The organism is Hydrogenophaga sp. GW823-FHT04C09 (assembly GCF_058796355.1).
In genome coordinates, this window is sequence record NZ_JBXAIO010000002.1 from 364,058 (window position 1) to 380,513 (window position 16,456).

The 16,456-nt window shown below is 67.9% G+C and carries 13 protein-coding genes; 8 read left to right on the forward strand and 5 right to left on the reverse strand.

Going from position 1 to position 16,456, the window contains the following annotated elements:
- Nucleotides 1–7: 7 nt before the first annotated feature.
- Nucleotides 8–2,062: a methionine--tRNA ligase gene (gene metG / locus AC1Q9M_RS06940; protein ID WP_444688408.1), complete on the reverse strand. Its 2,055-nt coding sequence runs from the start codon at nt 2,060–2,062 to the stop codon at nt 8–10.
- A 158-nt stretch (nt 2,063–2,220) separates the two neighbouring features.
- Between metG and apbC the strand changes: the two genes are divergently transcribed.
- Entirely contained in the window at nt 2,221–3,312 is a 1,092-nt protein-coding gene (gene apbC / locus AC1Q9M_RS06945; protein WP_492433031.1) for an iron-sulfur cluster carrier protein ApbC, read from the forward strand.
- A gap of 13 nt (nt 3,313–3,325) precedes the next feature.
- On the opposite strand, the gene AC1Q9M_RS06950 is transcribed toward apbC, so the two are convergent.
- The 4 genes from AC1Q9M_RS06950 to AC1Q9M_RS06965 all read right to left on the reverse strand — a co-directional run bounded on the left by AC1Q9M_RS06950 (nt 3,326) and on the right by AC1Q9M_RS06965 (nt 7,084).
- Nucleotides 3,326–3,580, reverse strand: coding sequence for a Txe/YoeB family addiction module toxin (locus tag AC1Q9M_RS06950; protein ID WP_382323413.1), 255 nt, complete (start codon nt 3,578–3,580; stop codon nt 3,326–3,328).
- Nucleotides 3,577–3,828: a type II toxin-antitoxin system Phd/YefM family antitoxin gene (locus AC1Q9M_RS06955; RefSeq protein WP_382323414.1), complete on the reverse strand. Its 252-nt coding sequence runs from the start codon at nt 3,826–3,828 to the stop codon at nt 3,577–3,579. The genes AC1Q9M_RS06950 and AC1Q9M_RS06955 overlap by 4 nt, the downstream gene beginning before the upstream one ends.
- A 68-nt stretch (nt 3,829–3,896) precedes the next feature.
- Nucleotides 3,897–5,471: a benzoate-CoA ligase family protein gene (locus AC1Q9M_RS06960; protein ID WP_382323415.1), complete on the reverse strand. Its 1,575-nt coding sequence runs from the start codon at nt 5,469–5,471 to the stop codon at nt 3,897–3,899.
- Nucleotides 5,472–5,506: 35 nt separating this feature from the next.
- Nucleotides 5,507–7,084, reverse strand: a complete 1,578-nt coding sequence (locus tag AC1Q9M_RS06965) for a 3,4-dehydroadipyl-CoA semialdehyde dehydrogenase (protein WP_492433034.1) — start codon at nt 7,082–7,084, stop codon at nt 5,507–5,509.
- Nucleotides 7,085–7,262: 178 nt separating this feature from the next.
- Between AC1Q9M_RS06965 and AC1Q9M_RS06970 the strand changes: the two genes are divergently transcribed.
- The 7 genes from AC1Q9M_RS06970 to AC1Q9M_RS07000 all read left to right on the forward strand — a co-directional run bounded on the left by AC1Q9M_RS06970 (nt 7,263) and on the right by AC1Q9M_RS07000 (nt 16,455).
- Nucleotides 7,263–8,210: a helix-turn-helix transcriptional regulator gene (locus AC1Q9M_RS06970; RefSeq protein WP_382323417.1), complete on the forward strand. Its 948-nt coding sequence runs from the start codon at nt 7,263–7,265 to the stop codon at nt 8,208–8,210.
- Between the two features lie 145 nt (nt 8,211–8,355).
- Entirely contained in the window at nt 8,356–10,023 is a 1,668-nt protein-coding gene (boxC, locus tag AC1Q9M_RS06975) for a 2,3-epoxybenzoyl-CoA dihydrolase (protein WP_444688405.1), read from the forward strand.
- A 35-nt stretch (nt 10,024–10,058) separates the two neighbouring features.
- On the forward strand, nt 10,059–11,486 hold the full coding sequence (boxB, locus tag AC1Q9M_RS06980) for a benzoyl-CoA 2,3-epoxidase subunit BoxB (protein WP_382323418.1): 1,428 nt from the start codon (nt 10,059–10,061) through the stop codon (nt 11,484–11,486).
- A gap of 70 nt (nt 11,487–11,556) precedes the next feature.
- On the forward strand, nt 11,557–12,858 hold the full coding sequence (gene boxA, locus AC1Q9M_RS06985; RefSeq protein ID WP_382323419.1) for a benzoyl-CoA 2,3-epoxidase subunit BoxA: 1,302 nt from the start codon (nt 11,557–11,559) through the stop codon (nt 12,856–12,858).
- 255 nt (nt 12,859–13,113) lie between these two features.
- Complete coding sequence (locus tag AC1Q9M_RS06990; protein WP_382323420.1) at nt 13,114–13,731, forward strand: DUF3305 domain-containing protein; 618 nt, start codon at nt 13,114–13,116, stop codon at nt 13,729–13,731.
- Nucleotides 13,732–13,733: 2 nt separating this feature from the next.
- Nucleotides 13,734–14,411, forward strand: coding sequence for a DUF3306 domain-containing protein (locus AC1Q9M_RS06995; protein WP_382323421.1), 678 nt, complete (start codon nt 13,734–13,736; stop codon nt 14,409–14,411).
- Nucleotides 14,371–16,455 carry a 4Fe-4S binding protein gene (locus tag AC1Q9M_RS07000; protein ID WP_492433038.1) on the forward strand — a complete coding sequence of 695 codons (2,085 nt, stop codon included), beginning with the start codon at nt 14,371–14,373 and terminating at the stop codon, nt 16,453–16,455. The genes AC1Q9M_RS06995 and AC1Q9M_RS07000 overlap by 41 nt, the downstream gene beginning before the upstream one ends.
- Nucleotide 16,456: the final 1 nt, after the last annotated feature.

Sequence of the window (16,456 nt, forward strand, 5' to 3'; positions counted from 1 at the left end):
CCGCCGTTCAGCGCACCCGCATGCCCGGCGTGGCGCCCGGCCAGGGGTTGAGCACGTGGATGCCGGGTTCGGCGTTCTCGTCGGCGTGGCTGGCGGCCAGCACCATGCCTTCGCTGACGCCGAACTTCATCTTGCGCGGCGCGAGGTTGGCCACCACCACGGTGAGCTTGCCCACCAGGTCTTCGGGCGCGTAGGCGCTGGCGATGCCGCTGAACACGTTGCGCGTGCGGCCCTCGCCCACGTCGAGCGTGAGGCGCAGCAGCTTGCTCGAACCTTCCACCGCCTCGCAGTTCACGATCTGCGCGATGCGCAGGTCGATCTTGGCGAAGTCGTCGATGGTGATCGTGTCGGCGATGGGCTCGCCCCCCGGCACTGTGACGGCCTGCGCGGGCGCCGGTGGCGGCTCGAACAGGGCGTCGAGCTGCTTCACATCCACGCGCTGCATCAGGTGCTGGTAGGCCTTGATCGCGTGCCCCTTGCCGAGCAGGCGCGTGGTGTGGGCGAACTGCAGCGGCGCGGCCTGCAGGAAGTCCTCCACCTGCGCGGCGAGCGCGGGCAGCACTGGCTTGAGGTAGAGCGTGAGCAGGCGGAAGGCCTCGATGCAGGTGGTGCACACGTCGTGCAGGCGGCCGTCCATGCCCTCCTGCTTGGCGAGTTCCCAGGGTTTGTTCTGGTCCACATAGGCATTCACGCGGTCGGCCAGCAGCATGATCTCGCGCAGCGCCTTGCCGTACTCGCGCTCGGCGTAGAGCTCGGCGACGCTGGGCGCGGCGCTCTGCAGGTGGTCGAGCAGCGCGTCGCCGTCGGCCGAGACCTCACCCAGGCGGCCCTCGAAGCGCTTGGCGATGAAGCCGGCCGCGCGCGAGGCGATGTTGATGTACTTGCCCACCAGGTCGCTGTTCACGCGCAGCATGAAGTCTTCGGGGTTGAAGTCGATGTCTTCGTTGCGGCTGCTCAGCTTGGCGGCCAGGTAGTAGCGCAGCCACTCGGGGTTCATGCCCAGCTGCAGGTACTTCAGCGGGTCCAGGCCGGTGCCCCGGCTCTTGCTCATCTTCTCGCCGTTGTTGATGGTGAGGAAGCCGTGCACGAACACCGCGTTGGGCACCTTGCGGCCGCTGAACTTCAGCATCGCGGGCCAGAACAGGGTGTGGAAGGTGATGATGTCCTTGCCGATGAAGTGGTACTGCTCGGTGCTCGGGTCGGCCATGAAGGCATCGAAGTCGCGGCCGGTCTTGTCGAACAGGTTCTTCAGCGAGGCCAGGTAGCCCACCGGCGCGTCCAGCCACACGTAGAAGTACTTGCCCGGGGCGTCCGGGATCTCGATGCCGAAGTAGGGCGCGTCGCGGCTGATGTCCCAGTCGCCCATCCTGGGCTTGCCGTCCTCGCCGGGTTCGATCCACTCGCTGATCTTGTTGAGCACCTCGGGCTGCACCGCGCCGCTCTGGGTCCACTGGTCAAGAAAGGCCAGGCAGCGCGGGTCGGAGAGCTTGAAGAAGAAGTGCTCCGACTGCTTGAGCACCGGCTTGGCGCCCGAGAGGGCCGAGTAGGGGTTGATCAGGTCGGTCGGGCTGTAGACCTTGCTGCAGACCTCGCAGTTGTCGCCGTACTGGTCCTTGGCGTGGCAGTTCGGGCACTCGCCCTTGATGAAGCGGTCGGGCAGGAACATGTTCTTCTCGGGGTCGAAGAACTGCTCGATGGTGCGCGTCTCGATCAGGCCGTTGGCCTTGAGCGCGCGGTACACGTCCTGGGCCAGCGCGTGGTTTTCCGGGCCGTCGGTGCTGTGCCAGTTGTCGAAGCCGATGTGGAAGCCGTCCAGGTAGGGCTTGCGGCCGGCGGCGATGTCGGCCACGAACTGCTGCGGGGTTTTGCCGGCCTTGTCGGCGGCGATCATGATGGGGGCGCCGTGCGCGTCGTCGGCGCAGACGAAGTTCACCTCATGGCCCTGCATGCGCTGGAAACGCACCCAGATGTCGGCCTGGATGTACTCCATGATGTGGCCGATGTGGAAATGGCCGTTGGCATAGGGCAGGGCGGTGGTGACGAACAGGCGTCGCTGGCTCATGGGAAGGGCTTTCTGTCGGGGAACCGGCCATTTTACGGGCCGATGCCCTCATGGCGCCTGTGTGTATGCCCTTGACCCGGGGGTCACGTTAGACTTCCCCACGCTCCCGCACCCCTCACAACACCGATACCCCACCCCCTCTCAGGAGACCGTTTCCCATGGCCGTTGATTCCCAGGCACTGCTGACCGCGCTGCAAGCCGTTGTCGATCCGAACACCGGCAAGGATTTTGTCTCCACGAAGGCGGTGAAGAACCTGCAGGTGGCCGAGGGCGATGTCTCGTTCGAGGTGGAAATGGGCTACCCGGCCAAGAGCCAGCTGCCGTCGCTGCGCCGCGCGCTGATCGCGGCGGCCAAGAGCGTGCCCGGCGTGGACAACGTCTCGGTCAACATGGGCACCAGGATCGTCGCGCACGCCGTGCAGCGCGGTGTGCAGCTCATGCCCAACGTGAAGAACATCATCGCCGTGGCCTCGGGCAAGGGCGGCGTGGGCAAGAGCACCACCGCCGTCAACCTCGCGCTGGCGCTGGCCGCCGAGGGCGCGAAGGTCGGCATCCTGGACGCCGACATCTACGGCCCCAGCCAGCCCATGATGATGGGCGTGGAAGGCCGGCCCGAGAGTTCGGACGGCAAGACCATGGACCCGCTGGAAAACTACGGCGTGCAGGTGATCTCCATCGGCTTCCTGATCGACCGCGACGAAGCCATGATCTGGCGCGGCCCCATGGCCACGCAGGCGCTGGAACAGCTGCTGCGCCAGACCAACTGGAGCGACCTCGACTACCTCATCGTCGACATGCCGCCGGGCACCGGCGACATCCAGCTCACGTTGAGCCAGCGCGTGCCGCTCACCGGCGCCGTGATCGTGACCACGCCGCAGGACATCGCGCTGCTCGACGCGCGCAAGGGCATCAAGATGTTCGAGAAGGTGGGCGTGCCCATCCTGGGCATCGTGGAGAACATGGCGGTGCACGTGTGCGAGAAGTGCGGCCACGTGGAGCACATCTTCGGCGCCGACGGCGGCAAGAAGATGGCGGCCGAATACGGCATGGACTACCTGGGCGCGCTGCCGCTGAACATGAGCATCCGTGTGCAGGCCGACAGCGGCATGCCCACGGTGGTGGCCGACCCCGAGGGCGAGATCGCCAGCCTCTACAAGGGTGTGGCGCGGCAGGTGGCGATCAAGATCGCGGCCAAGTCCAAGGACTTCTCCAGCAAGTTCCCTTCGATCAAGATTTCGAAGGACACCTGAGGCCTTCCTGCCGTCAGTAGTGGTACCGCAACTGGGCCAGTTGCAGCGCATCGCCTTCGATGCGGTACACCATGCGGTGCTCGTCCGTGATGCGCCGGGACCAGAAACCCGACAGCGCGTGCTTGAGCGGTTCGGGCTTGCCCACGCCGGCAAAAGGCTCTCGCATCACCTCGCGGATCAGCTTGTTGATGCGCTCGACCATTTTGCGGTCTTGCTTTTGCCAGTACAGGTAGTCTTCCCAGGCTTCGTCCGAGAACACCCGCTTCACTCGGCCAGCCCCCGCTCGCTTCCCTTCCCGGCGGCCAGCTGGGATACCGACGACAGCAGGCGCCGTGCGTTGGTGGGGTTGCGCAGCAGGTAGGCGGTTTCTTCCAGCGCCTTGTAGTCTTCCAGCGAGAGCATCACCACCGAGCGTTCTCCGCCCCGGGTGATGATCATGGGCTCATGGTCCTCGCACACCTGGTCCATGGTGGTGGCCAGGTTGGCTCGGGCGGCGCTGTAGCTGATGGTGTTCATGCGTACTCCTTCTTGTACAGGTACGCATTATTGTACGCCCCTGTCGGCCGGCCTGCTTGACCAGGTCGTCAGGTCCCCGTCTCCCGCTCCCGCAACCGGAAGCGCTGGATCTTGCCCGTGGCCGTCTTCGGCAGTTCCGGCAGGAACTCGATGAAGCGCGGGTACTTGTAGGGCGCGAGCTTTTCCTTCACGAAGGCCTGCAGTTCGGCTTCGGTGGCCTGAGCGCCGGCCTTGAGCACCACGAAGGCCTTGGTCTTGGTCAGGCCGTCGGCGTCGGTCTTGCCGATCACGGCGGCTTCGAGCACGGCGGGGTGCTGCACCAGCGTGGCCTCCACCTCGAACGGGCTCACGTAGATGCCGCTGACCTTGAGCATGTCGTCGTTGCGGCCCGCGTAGGTGCAGTAGCCGTCCACGTCGCGCGTGTACTTGTCGCCGGCCTTGGTCCAGCCGCCCTGGAAGGTGTCGCGGCTTTTGCCGCGGTTGTTCCAGTACATCAGCGCGGCGCTCGGGCCCTTGATGTAGAGGTCGCCGATCTCGCCGTCGGCCACGGGCTGGCCGTCCTCGCCACGCAGTTCGATTTGGTAGCCCGGCACGGGTTTGCCGGTGGTGCCGTAGCGCACGTCGCCGGGGCGGTTGGAGAGGAACACGTGCAGCATCTCGGTGGAGCCGATGCCGTCGATGATCTCGACGCCGAAGTGGTTCGTCCAGCGCTGGCCGATGTCCTGCGGCAGGGCCTCGCCGGCCGAGGAGCACAGGCGCAGGGCCACCTCGCTCTTCTTCGGCAGGTCGGCAGCGGCGAGCATGCCGCCGTAGCCGGTGGGCGCGCCGTAGAACACCGTGGGCTGCTGGTCCTTGAAGCGCTTGAAGCAGGCCTGCGGCGTCGGGCGCTCGGCCATCAGCACCACGCTGGCGCCCACGGTGAGCGGGAAGCTCAGCGCGTTGCCCAGGCCGTAGGCGAAGAACAGCTTGGCGGCGGAGAACACCACGTCGTTCTCGCGCAGCGCCAGCACACCCTTGCCGTACAGCTCGGCGGTCCAGTACAGGTTGGCCTGGGTGTGCACCGTGCCCTTGGGCGCACCGGTGGAGCCCGAGGAATACAGCCAGAACGCGGGCTCGTCGCCGTGCGTGTCGGCGGCCTGCGCCGCCGGTGCGTGGCTGCCCACCAAGGTGGTGAAGTGGTGCACGCCCTCGGGCAGGGCGCCCGTGGCGCGCGAGGCGATGACGTGTTTCACCTCGTGGCCGCCCTGGGCACTCAGGTGGTCCAGCGCGGTCTGCAGCGTGGGCAGCAGCGCGGCCGACACCAGCGCGGCCTGGGCGCGGCTGTTGGCCATCATGTACGCGTAGTCCTGCGCGGTCAGGAGGGTGTTCACCGCCACCGGCACCACGCCCGCATGCAGCGCGCCGAGGAAGGCCACCACCCAGTCGCTGCTGTCGTGCATGAGCAGCAGCACGCGCTCTTCGCGGCGCAGGCCCAAGGCGCTGAGCGCGGCGGAAAACCGCCGCACCTGGTCGGCGAGCTCGCCGTAGCTCAGCTGGCCCTGGTCGTCGATCAGGGCGGTCTTGGCCGCGCGGCCGCTGTTGAGGTCCAGCAGGTGGCGCGCGAAGTTGAAGCGCTCGGGGGGCGGCGCGACGGTGGTGTCCATGGGGTTGTCTCCTCTGCGGTTCGCGGGGTTCGGGCTCAATACTTCAAGGCTACCGCCGAGGCGGCCAGGGCGTCCAGCGCGGCGCTGCTGGCCTGCACCGCGCTGCGGCGGTGGTAGAAGCCGAGCGCGCGCAGGCCGCCGAGTTCTTCACCGCCACCGGCGCGGCCCGGGCCGCCGTGCAGCGACATGGGCATCACGTTGCCGTGGCCGGTCTGGCTGGCCGCCACGTCGGGCGAGATGGCGTGCACGCGGCCGTGGGCCGAGCCCAGCTCCAGCGCGGCGCTGGCGGTGAAGGCCGGGTCGGCGCTGTAGACCGAACACACCAGCGATCCCTCGCCGCGGCGAATGAGTTCGTAGGCCTGTTCGATGCCGTCGTAGGCCATCAGCGTGGCCACCGGGCCGAACACCTCGACCTCGTGCAGCACCTTCGCCTTCGCGGGTTCGCGCGAGCCGAGCAGCGTGGGCGCCACGCAGGCCGCCACGGCCGCGTCGGCGTCCACCAGGGCAGCGCCGCTGCCGTCGAACAACACCTCGGCTTCGGTGCACAGTCTGGCGATGCCTTCGAGCACGCTGGCCTTCTGCTCCTGGCTCACCAGCGAACCCATGCGCACGCCCTCGTTGCGCGGGTTGCCCACGCTGGTCTTGGCGAGCTTGGCGCCGATGGCCTGGGCGGCCGCGTCGTACAGCGCGCGCGGCACGAACACGCGGCGGATCGCGGTGCACTTCTGGCCGGCCTTCACCGTCATCTCGCGCACCACCTCGCTCACCAGCAGGTTGAAGGCCTCGCTGTCGGCCGTGGCGGCCGGGTCGAGCAGGGCGCTGTTGAGGCTGTCGGCCTCGATGTTGCAACGCACCGAGCGCTCGGCCACGGCCGGGTGGCTGCGGATGATGCGCGCCGTGTCGGCCGAGCCGGTGAACGAGACCACGTCGAAGGGCTGCAGCTGGTCCATGAGGCCGGCGGAGGAGCCGCAGACCACCGAGAGCGCGCCCGGCGGCAGGATGTTCGAGTCGATCACGTCCTTGACCATGCGCTGGGTCAACCACGCGGTGGCCGTGGCGGGCTTGATGATCACCGGCACGCCCGAGAGCAGGGCGGGCGCGGCCTTTTCCCACAGGCCCCAGCTCGGGAAGTTGAAGGCGTTGATGAACAGCGCCACGCCCTGCGTGGGCTGCAGCACGTGCTGGGTCTGGAACACCGGGTCCTTGCCCATGCGGATGCGCTCGCCGTCGAGCAGCGCGCGCGCGCCGCCCAGGGCCTCGCCCTGCTTGGCGTAGTAGCCCAGCGTGAAGATGCCGCCGTCGATGTCCACCGCCGAGTCCTTGGTGGTGGTGCCCGAGTTGGCGGTGGCGATCTCGTCGTAGGCGTCGCGGTTGGCTTGCAGCACCTTGACGATGGCCGCCAGCAGCCCGGCGCGTTCCCCGTAGCTCAGGGTGCGCAAGGCCTGGCCGCCCTGTTCGCGGGCGAACCGGAAACCGGCGGCGAGGTCCAGCCCGGCGCTGCTCACACGGGCGAGTTCGGTGCCCAGCACCGGGTCGAACAAAGGCGTGCCCGCGCCGGTGCCGGTCTGCCATTGGCCGCCGAGGAAGTTGGGGAGCAGGGAAGAGGGGGTCATGGTGGTTGTCTCGGTGGGTGATGGCGGACCCCGGGGCACTGGCCGCGGGGGGAGAATGGCGCTATAAATGCACTATCTTGCGTTTTGCGGATTGTGCATTAAAGTGCATGTTTTGCCGAATGGCAAGCCCTCAAAGGGTTTTTCCCGCCCAACCGATCCACAGAAAGGTCAGCCCACCATGGACATCGACGCGACCGGCGTGATGGCCGCCAGCGAGGCCAAGCAGCCCGGCGCCGAAGAAGAGCGCCACCCGTTTCTGGTGGCGCTGGGCGAGCGCGTGCGCACTCTGCGCTCGCGCCGGGGCATGACGCGCAAGGCGGTGGCGATCGCGGCCGATGTGTCCGAGCGGCACCTTGCCAACCTCGAGTACGGCACCGGCAACGCGTCCATCCTCGTGCTGCTGCAGGTGGCACAGGCGCTGCAATGCTCGTTGGCCGAGCTGCTGGGTGATGTGAGCACAAGCTCACCGGAATGGTTGCTGATCCGTGAGCTGCTGGAAAAACGCAACGAAGCCGACCTGCGCCGGGCCCGCATTGCCATCGGCAGCCTGCTGGGCGGCGGCGCGGCCAGTGGCGGCGACCCCGGGCGCAAGGCGCGCATCGCCCTCATCGGCCTGCGCGGGGCGGGCAAGTCCACCCTGGGCCAGCGGCTGGCCGACGACCTGGGTTTTGCCTTCATCGAGCTCAGCCGCGAAATCGAGAAATTCGCCGGCTGCAGCATCAACGAGATCCACTCCCTCTACGGCACGCCGGCCTACCGCCGCTACGAGCGCCGCGCGCTGGAAGAGGCGATCCAGATCTACCCCGAGGTGGTGATCGCTACCCCCGGTGGCCTGGTGTCCGACGCGGCCAACTTCAACCTGCTGCTGTCCCACTGCACCACGGTCTGGCTGCAGGCCGACCCGGCCGACCACATGGGCCGCGTGGCGGCCCAGGGCGACCTGCGGCCCATGGCCGCGAGCCGCGAGGCCATGGAAGACCTCAAGCGCATCCTGGCCGGGCGTTCGGCCTTCTATTCCAAGGCCGACATGGCCTTCGACACCAGCGCCTACAACCTGGAAGACGCTTTCCACGCGCTGCGGGCCCAGGTGCGCGAGGCGATCGGGCTTGAAGAAAAACATGCATGAAAGTGCATTGACGTTTTTGACTTTGTGAATTATTATTCACATCACCAGGTTCGGACCGGCGTTTGAGTGCAGGTCTTCGGGCCTGATCCCGCCGCAGTCCCCTGCGGACCGCCATCGACCTCAGACACCTGCCCGGAGACACCCCATGAGCGCCACCGCCACGCCCCCCGCCGTCGACTACCGCACCGACCCCAGCCAGTACCGCCACTGGAAGCTGTCGTTTGAAGGCGATGTCGCCACCCTGGCCGTCGACATCAACGAAGACGCCGGCATCCGCCCCGGCTACAAGCTCAAGCTCAACAGCTACGACCTGGGCGTGGACATCGAGCTGCACGACGCGCTCAACCGCGTGCGCTTCGAACACCCTGAAGTGCGCACCGTGGTCGTCACCAGCGGCAAGGACCGCGTGTTCTGCTCCGGCGCCAACATCTTCATGCTCGGCCTCTCCAGCCACGCCTGGAAGGTGAACTTCTGCAAGTTCACCAACGAAACCCGCAACGGCATCGAAGACTCCTCCCAATACAGCGGCCTGAAGTTCGTCGCCGCGCTCAACGGCGCCTGCGCCGGCGGTGGCTACGAGCTGGCCCTGGCCTGCGACGAGATCGTGCTGGTGGACGACCGCTCCTCCGCCGTGTCCCTGCCCGAAGTGCCGCTGCTCGGCGTGCTGCCCGGCACCGGCGGCCTGACCCGCGTGACCGACAAGCGCCACGTGCGCCACGACCTGGCCGACATCTTCTGCACCACCAGCGAAGGCGTGCGCGGCCAGAAGGCCGTGGACTGGCGCCTGGTCGATTCCATTGCCAAGCCGCAGCAGTTCGCCGCCCACGTGAAAGAGCGCGCCGCCGCGCTGGCCGCCAAGAGCGACCGCCCGGCCGCCGGCAAGGGCGTGGCCCTGACCCGCGTCGAGCGCACCGACAGCGCCGACGGCATCAGCTACCAATATGTGAACGTGGCGATCGACCGCGCCAAGCGCAACGTCACCCTCACCGTGAAGGCGCCCACCGGCGCGCAGCCGAAAGACATCGCCGGCATCGAGGCCGCGGGCGCCGCCTGGTGGCCGCTGCAGATGGCGCGCGAGCTCGACGACGCCATCCTCTGCCTGCGCACCAACGAACTCGACATCGGCACCTGGCTGCTCAAGACCGAAGGCGACGCCGCCGCCGTGCTCGCCAGCGACGCGCTGATGCTCGCGAACAAGGACCACTGGCTGGTGCGCGAGACCCTGGGCCTGATGCGCCGCACCTTCGCCCGCCTGGACGTGTCCTCGCGCAGCCTGTTCGCGCTGATCGAGTCCGGCTCCTGCTTCGCCGGCTCGTTGGCCGAGCTGGCCTTCTGCGCCGACCGCGCCTACATGCTGGCCCTGCCCGACGACGCCGATGCCGCGCCCAAGCTGCAGCTGGGCGAGTTCAACTTCGGCTTCCTGCCCATGGTCAACGAGCAGTCGCGCCTGCAGCGCCGCTTCTACGAAGAAACGGCCCCGATGGAAGCCGCGCGCGGTGCCATCGGCCAGGCGCTGGACGCCGACGCCGCGCTGGCCCTGGGCCTGGTGACGGCCGCGCCCGACGACATCGACTGGGCCGACGAAGTGCGCATGGCGCTCGAAGAGCGCGCCTCCATGTCGCCCGACGCGCTCACCGGCCTGGAAGCCAACCTGCGTTTCGCGCAGAAGGAAAACATGGCCACCCGCATCTTCGGCCGCCTCACCGCCTGGCAGAACTGGATCTTCATCCGCCCCAACGCCGTCGGCGAAAAGGGCGCACTCAAGGTCTACGGCAAGGGCGACAAGGCCGCCTTCGACTTCAACCGCGTCTGATTTCATTCCAGCCACCGAACCCGAGGAAGCACGACATGAGCTCGATCAACTACAGCGAGAAGATCCCCAACAACGTCAACCTCAGCGAAGACCGAACGCTGCAGCGCGCGCTCGAAGGCTGGCAGCCCAACTTCATCAACTGGTGGGACGACGTGGGCCCCGAGGGTTCGACCAACCACGAGGTCTACCTGCGCACCGCGGTCAGCGTGGACCCGCAAGGCTGGGCCCAGTTCGGCCACGTGAAGATGCGCGACTACCGTTGGGGCATCTTCCTGAACCCGGGCGACGCCGAGCGCAAGGTGCACTTCGGTGACCACCTGGGTGAAAAGGCCTGGCAGGACGTGCCCGGCGAACACCGCGCCAACCTGCGCCGCATCATCGTCACGCAAGGCGACACCGAGCCCGCGTCGGTCGAGCAGCAGCGCCACCTGGGCCTGACCGCGCCCAGCATGTACGACCTGCGCAACCTGTTCCAGATCAACGTGGAAGAGGGCCGCCACCTGTGGGCCATGGTCTACCTGCTGCACAAGCACTTCGGCCGCGACGGCCGCGAAGAGGCCGAGGCGCTGCTGCAGCGCACCTCGGGCAGCCAGGACAACCCGCGCATCCTGGGCGCGTTCAACGAGAAGACGCCCGACTGGCTGGCCTTCTTCATGTTCACCTACTTCACCGACCGCGACGGCAAGTTCCAGCTGTCGGCCCTGGCCGAATCCGCGTTCGACCCGCTGGCCCGCACGACCAAGTTCATGCTGACCGAAGAAGCCCACCACATGTTCGTGGGCGAGAGCGGCGTTTCGCGCGTGCTCACGCGCACCGCGCAGGTGATGAACGAGCTCAAGACCGACGACGCGCAGAAGGTGCGTGCCGCCGGCGCCATCGACCTGGGCACCATCCAGCGTTACCTGAACTTCCACTACAGCGTCACCATCGACCTGTTCGGCGCCGACCAGTCGAGCAACGCCGCCATCTTCTACAGCTCGGGCCTCAAGGGCCGCTACGAAGAAGGCAAGCGCACCGACGACCACGTGCTCAAGGGCCAGACCTACAAGGTGCTCGAAGTGAAGGACGGCCAGCTCGTCGAGAAGGACGTGCCCATGCTCAACGCGCTCAACGAAGTGCTGCGCGACGACTTCATCGCCGACTCCGTGGCTGGCGTGAACCGCTGGAACAAGGTGCTGGAAAAAGCCGGTATCCCCACGCGCCTGACCGTGCCGCACAAGGCCTTCAACCGCCAGATCGGCGCGCTCGCGGGCATCAAGATGTCGCCCGAAGGCCGCGTGGTGAGCGAGGCCGAGTGGGCCGCGAAGAAGAGCGAATGGCTGCCGACGCCGGAAGACTTCGCTTTCGTCGCCTCGCTCATGGGCCGCGTGGTCGACCCCGGCAAGTTCGCCGGCTGGATCGCGCCGCCCGTGATGGGCATCAACCGCCAGCCGGTGGATTTCGAATACGTCCGGTTTGGTTGAACCTCTGCGCGCCGCACCCCGCGGCGCGCCCCTCTCTCCTACACTGTCTCGACCGCATGGAGACACCATCATGAACGCTGTTGCCGAAGCCGCTGTCATCAAGCAGCACCTGATCGACCCCGAGATCTGCATCCGCTGCAACACCTGCGAAGCGATCTGCCCGGTGCAGGCGATCACGCACGACAACCTCAACTACGTGGTCGACGCGTCCAAGTGCAACCTGTGCATGGACTGCATCTCGCCGTGCCCCACGGGCTCGATCGACAACTGGCGCATGATGCCGCGCGTGCGGGCCTACACGACCGCCGAGCAGCTCACCTGGGAATCGCTGCCGGCCGAGCTGCCGCCCGAAGAGCTCGAAGGCCTGGCCGATGCCGATGCCGACGTGTCCGTGGCCGCGCCGCCCGCCGCCGCGCCCGCGGTGGCGAAAGACCCCAGCGGTGAGGAGGCCTTCAACTCGTCGGCCTTCGGCGCGACGCTGCCGCCCTGGTCGGCCGCGCACGCCTACAGCAACCTCTACGGTCCCAAGGCCACGCAGAAGACCGTGACCGCCACCGTGGTGGGCAATGTGCGCGTGACCGAAGTCGGCAAGACCGCCGGCAGCGACTACGACACCCACCACATCGTGCTCGATTTCGGCGCCATGCCCTTCCCGGTGCTGGAAGGCCAGAGCATCGGCGTCGTGCCGCCGGGCGTGGACGACATCGGCCGCCGTCACCACGCGCGCCAGTACTCCATCGCCAGCCCGCGCAACGGCGAGCGCCCGGGGTACAACAACCTGTCGCTCACCATCAAGCGCGTGCTCGAAGACCACGACGGCGAACCGGTGCGTGGCGTGGCGAGCAATTACATGTGCGATCTCAAGGTGGGCGACAAGGTGGAGGTGATCGGGCCGTTCGGCACCAGCTTCCTCATGCCCAACCACCCGCGCTCGAACATCGTGATGATCTGCACCGGCACCGGCAGTGCGCCCATGCGCGCCATGACCGAGTGGCGCCGGCGCCTGCGCGCCTCGGGCAAGTTCGAAGGCGGCAAGCTGCTGCTGTTCTTCGGCGCGCGCACGCAGGAAGAGCTGCCGTACTTCGGCCCGCTGCAGAGCCTGCCCAAGGATTTCATCGACACCAACTTCGCGTTCAGCCGCACGCCCGGTCAGCCCAAGCGCTACGTGCAGGACGTGATGCGCGAGCGCGCGGCCGACCTGGCCGTGCTGCTGCAGGACCCGAACACGTATTTCTATGTGTGCGGCCTCAAGAGCATGGAAGAGGGCGTGGTGCTCGCGTTGCGCGATGTGGCGCAGGGCGCTGGCCTGAATTGGGAAACGATCGGCGGCGCGTTGAAGCGCGAAGGACGCCTGCACCTCGAGACGTACTGAGTTGCGTTTCGCGTTGGCGTGGCGGCGGTCGGTGGCGACCGGGTGGCCCGCCTCCGCGAATGTCCTCCGGCGGCTGGTGCCGCCTCCCCCTTGACTTCGCTGCGGCGGGCCACCCGGTCACCACCGACCTTCGGGCTGGCGTTGCACTCAGGGTTTCCCCGCGCATGTCACACCGTGGGGCGGGGAGAAACGCCCGAAGGGGTACTTCTCCCAGGGGTATGGCTTACAGTCGGTCTCCGTATGCAGATCGAACATATGTCGTCCCCCACCCGCAGCCGACCCGCCATCGAGGTCGATGTGGTGATGCGGCGCGAGCCGGTGAGTGGGCCCATGAGCCGCTGGCAGGCCTGGCGCTGGGTGCTGGCCGACGTGATGGTGCGCAGCGATCCCGACGAGACCGGCCCGGCACCCGAGCACGAGAGCCACGAACCGCAGGCGGTCGAGCCCGTGAACACCCAGGGCGTCGACGCGCAGGCCACGCACTGGCTGTTCCCGCGTTTTCGTGTCGAACTGTTCCGCGACGACGCCGAGGGTTACTTCCTCAACCTCAACAGCCCGAACCCCTGCTTCTGGGTGTTCTGGCGCGCTGACGAAGCGCGCCTGCTCGACGGCGAGCCCATGGCGGTGCCGCAGATCGTCACGCTGAGTTACCACGATGCCGGCCGCTGGCTCGACGCGCAGGAGCGCGTGGACCAGGTCGCCGCGCCCGACGAGGTGGTGGGCTGGCTGCGCGCTTTTGTGGACACCACCTACCAGCCCGAACCCAAGCGCCGCAAGCGGCCCGACAGCTTCAAGCCGCTGACCGACCGCTTCGGCCAACCCGTACGCATCAGCACCAGCAAGCTGCGTGGCGGTGGGCCGCCCGGAGAGTGAGCATGGCCGCCGAAGACGACAGCAGCAATTTCTTCTCGCGCTGGTCGCGCCGCAAGGTGCAGGTGCGCAGTGGCGAGCCCCTGCCGCCCGAGCCGCCCGCCCCACCCGTGGCCCCGGTCGCGGCCGCGGCCGCGGTGGTGGCGCCGCCGATGCCTGAGCTGGTGACCGCGCCCGCCGAAACACCTGCCGAGCCGCCACCCGCGCTCACGCTGGACGACGTGGCCCGCCTCACGCCCGAATCGGACTACTCGGCCTTCGTCGCGCGCGACGTGCCTGCCGACGTGCGCAACGCCGCCGTGAAGAAGCTGTTTACCGACCCGCACTACAACGTGATGGACGGGCTGGACATCTACATCGACGACTACTCCCAGCCCAGCCCCATCACGGCCGCCGAGATGGCCAAGATGGTGGGCGCGCAGTTCCTCAAGCTGGTGGACGACCCCAACGAGCCCAAGCCCGCCGCCGCCACCGCCACACCGGCCACCGATACACCACCCGACACAACGGCCGCCGAACAGGCCGAAGCCAACGACGCCGTCGACGACGCCCCTGTCGCCGCCGACCCCCGCGAGCCCACTGCTGCCGCCCACGACGCGGCACCCCACGATGACCACGCTGATCTGCAATTGCAACCAGACGATGTCCCTGAACCCCCAGGTTCTGGGCGACGCGCTGGATGAAGACCTGAGCCTGCACACCACGCTGTGCCGCCGCGACGCGCCCGCTTTCCAGAAGGCCTGCCGCAGCAAGGATGAGCTCGTGGTGGCCTGCACGCAGGAAAGCCGGCTCTTCACCGAACTCTCGGAACAGACCGAGGGCGCGGTGCCGCTGGACGTGCGGCCGATCCATTTCGTGAACATCCGCGAGACCGGCGGCTGGGGCCGCGAAGGCGCGCAGGCCATGCCGAAGATGGCCGCGCTGCTGGCGGCGGCGCGCCTGCCCGATCCCGAGCCGGTGCCCACCGTCACCTACCACAGCGCGGGGCGCCTGCTGATCATCGGCGCGCTGGACGAGAGCGAGCGCATCGCCGGCTTGGTGGGCGACGTGCTCGAGGTCAGCCTCCTGGCCACGGGCGGGCAGGGCATGCAGGCGCGGCGTTACCCCGTGATCGCGGGCGCGCTGGAGCAGGTACAAGGCTGGCTGGGCGCGTTCGACGTGCAATGGCGCAGCGACAACCCGATCGACCTCGACCTCTGCACGCGTTGCAACGCCTGCGTGGCGGCCTGCCCGGAAGGCGCCATCGGCCTGGACTACCAGATCGACCTGGCCAAGTGCCAGGACCACCGCGCCTGCGTGAAGGCCTGCGAGGCCGTGGGTGCGATCAACTTCCAGCGCGAGCCGCAGACCCACAGCGAGCGCTTCGACATCGTGCTCGACCTGCGCGACGCTCCCGCCTTCACCCAGCACGCGCACCCGCAGGGCTACTTCCACCTGCGCGGCGGCCTGCAGGCCGAGGCCGCCATGGCCACCGTCGTGCAACTGCGCGACCTGGTCGGCGAGTTCGAGAAACCCAAGTTCTTCACCTACAAGCAGAAGCTGTGCGCGCACGGCCGCAACGAGACCGTGGGCTGCAACGCCTGCGTGGAGATCTGCTCGGCGCTGGCGATCCGCAGCGAGATCAAGCGCAACCAGATCGTCGTCAACCCCAACCTCTGCGTGGGCTGCGGCGCCTGCACCACGGTGTGCCCCACTGGCGCGCTGTCGTACGCCTACCCGCGAGCGAGCGAGCAGGGCGTGAAGCTGCGCACCCTGCTGGCCACCTACGCCAAGGCCGGCGGCAAAGACGCTGCCGTGCTGCTGCACAGCGAGGAAGCGGGCGGCGCGCTCATCGGTGAACTCGGGCGCGCGGCCTCGCTGGACAAGAAGGCCGTGCGCGGTGTGCCCGCGCGCGGTGTGCCCGCGCGCGTGATCCCGGTGCCGCTGTGGCACACCGCCTCCATCGGGCTGGACGTGTGGCTCTCCGCCTTCGCCTATGGCGCCTCGCAGGTCTGGGTGCTGATGACCGGCGACGAAGCGCCGCAGTACCGCGACGCGGTGCGCGCGCAGATGGACGTGGCGCAGGCCATCGTGAGCGGCCTGGGCTATGGCGGCCGTCATTTCCGCCTGATCGAAGCGAAGGACGTGAAGGCGCTGGACGCCGAGCTCGGCGACGCACCGGCACAGACCGTGAAGCGCCGCGGAACCTTCGCCATCCAGGCCGAAAAGCGCGCGACCGTGGAACTCGCGCTCGACCACCTGATGCAGGACAGCGCGGCCCAGCGCGCGCCGGTGGAAACCATCGTGCTGCCCGGTGCGTCCTTGCTGGGTTCGATCGAGGTCAACAAGGACACCTGCACCCTGTGCCTGAGCTGCGTGAGCGCCTGCCCGTCCAGCGCCTTGCAGGACAACACCGAGCGCCCGCAGCTGCGCTTCATCGAAAAGAACTGCGTGCAGTGCGGCCTGTGCGCCAGCACCTGCCCGGAGGACGCGATCACGCTGCAACCGCGTCTCCTGCTGGGTGAGCAGCGCAAGCAGTTGCGCGTGCTCAACGAGGCTCAGCCGTACCACTGCATCCGCTGTGCCAAGCCTTTTGGCACGCTCAAGGGCATCGAGGTGATGCTGGCCAAGCTCTCGGGCCATGCGATGTTCCAGGGCGAGGCCTTGGAGCGCCTGAAGATGTGCGGCGACTGCCGCGTGGTGGACCTGTATTCCAACCCGGGTGAGACCCGGATTCACGATGTCTGAC

Coding starts and splice junctions, on each gene's coding strand:
- boxA (WP_382323419.1), top strand. CDS start 11,557: ATGAACGCTGTTGCCGAAGCCGCTGTCATCAAGCAGCACCTGATCGAC.
- AC1Q9M_RS06960 (WP_382323415.1), bottom strand. CDS start 5,471: ATGGACACCACCGTCGCGCCGCCCCCCGAGCGCTTCAACTTCGCGCGC.
- AC1Q9M_RS06990 (WP_382323420.1), top strand. CDS start 13,114: ATGTCGTCCCCCACCCGCAGCCGACCCGCCATCGAGGTCGATGTGGTG.
- AC1Q9M_RS06955 (WP_382323414.1), bottom strand. CDS start 3,828: ATGAACACCATCAGCTACAGCGCCGCCCGAGCCAACCTGGCCACCACC.
- boxC (WP_444688405.1), top strand. CDS start 8,356: ATGAGCGCCACCGCCACGCCCCCCGCCGTCGACTACCGCACCGACCCC.
- apbC (WP_492433031.1), top strand. CDS start 2,221: ATGGCCGTTGATTCCCAGGCACTGCTGACCGCGCTGCAAGCCGTTGTC.
- AC1Q9M_RS06995 (WP_382323421.1), top strand. CDS start 13,734: ATGGCCGCCGAAGACGACAGCAGCAATTTCTTCTCGCGCTGGTCGCGC.
- boxB (WP_382323418.1), top strand. CDS start 10,059: ATGAGCTCGATCAACTACAGCGAGAAGATCCCCAACAACGTCAACCTC.
- metG (WP_444688408.1), bottom strand. CDS start 2,062: ATGAGCCAGCGACGCCTGTTCGTCACCACCGCCCTGCCCTATGCCAAC.
- AC1Q9M_RS06970 (WP_382323417.1), top strand. CDS start 7,263: ATGGACATCGACGCGACCGGCGTGATGGCCGCCAGCGAGGCCAAGCAG.
- AC1Q9M_RS07000 (WP_492433038.1), top strand. CDS start 14,371: ATGTCCCTGAACCCCCAGGTTCTGGGCGACGCGCTGGATGAAGACCTG.
- AC1Q9M_RS06965 (WP_492433034.1), bottom strand. CDS start 7,084: ATGACCCCCTCTTCCCTGCTCCCCAACTTCCTCGGCGGCCAATGGCAG.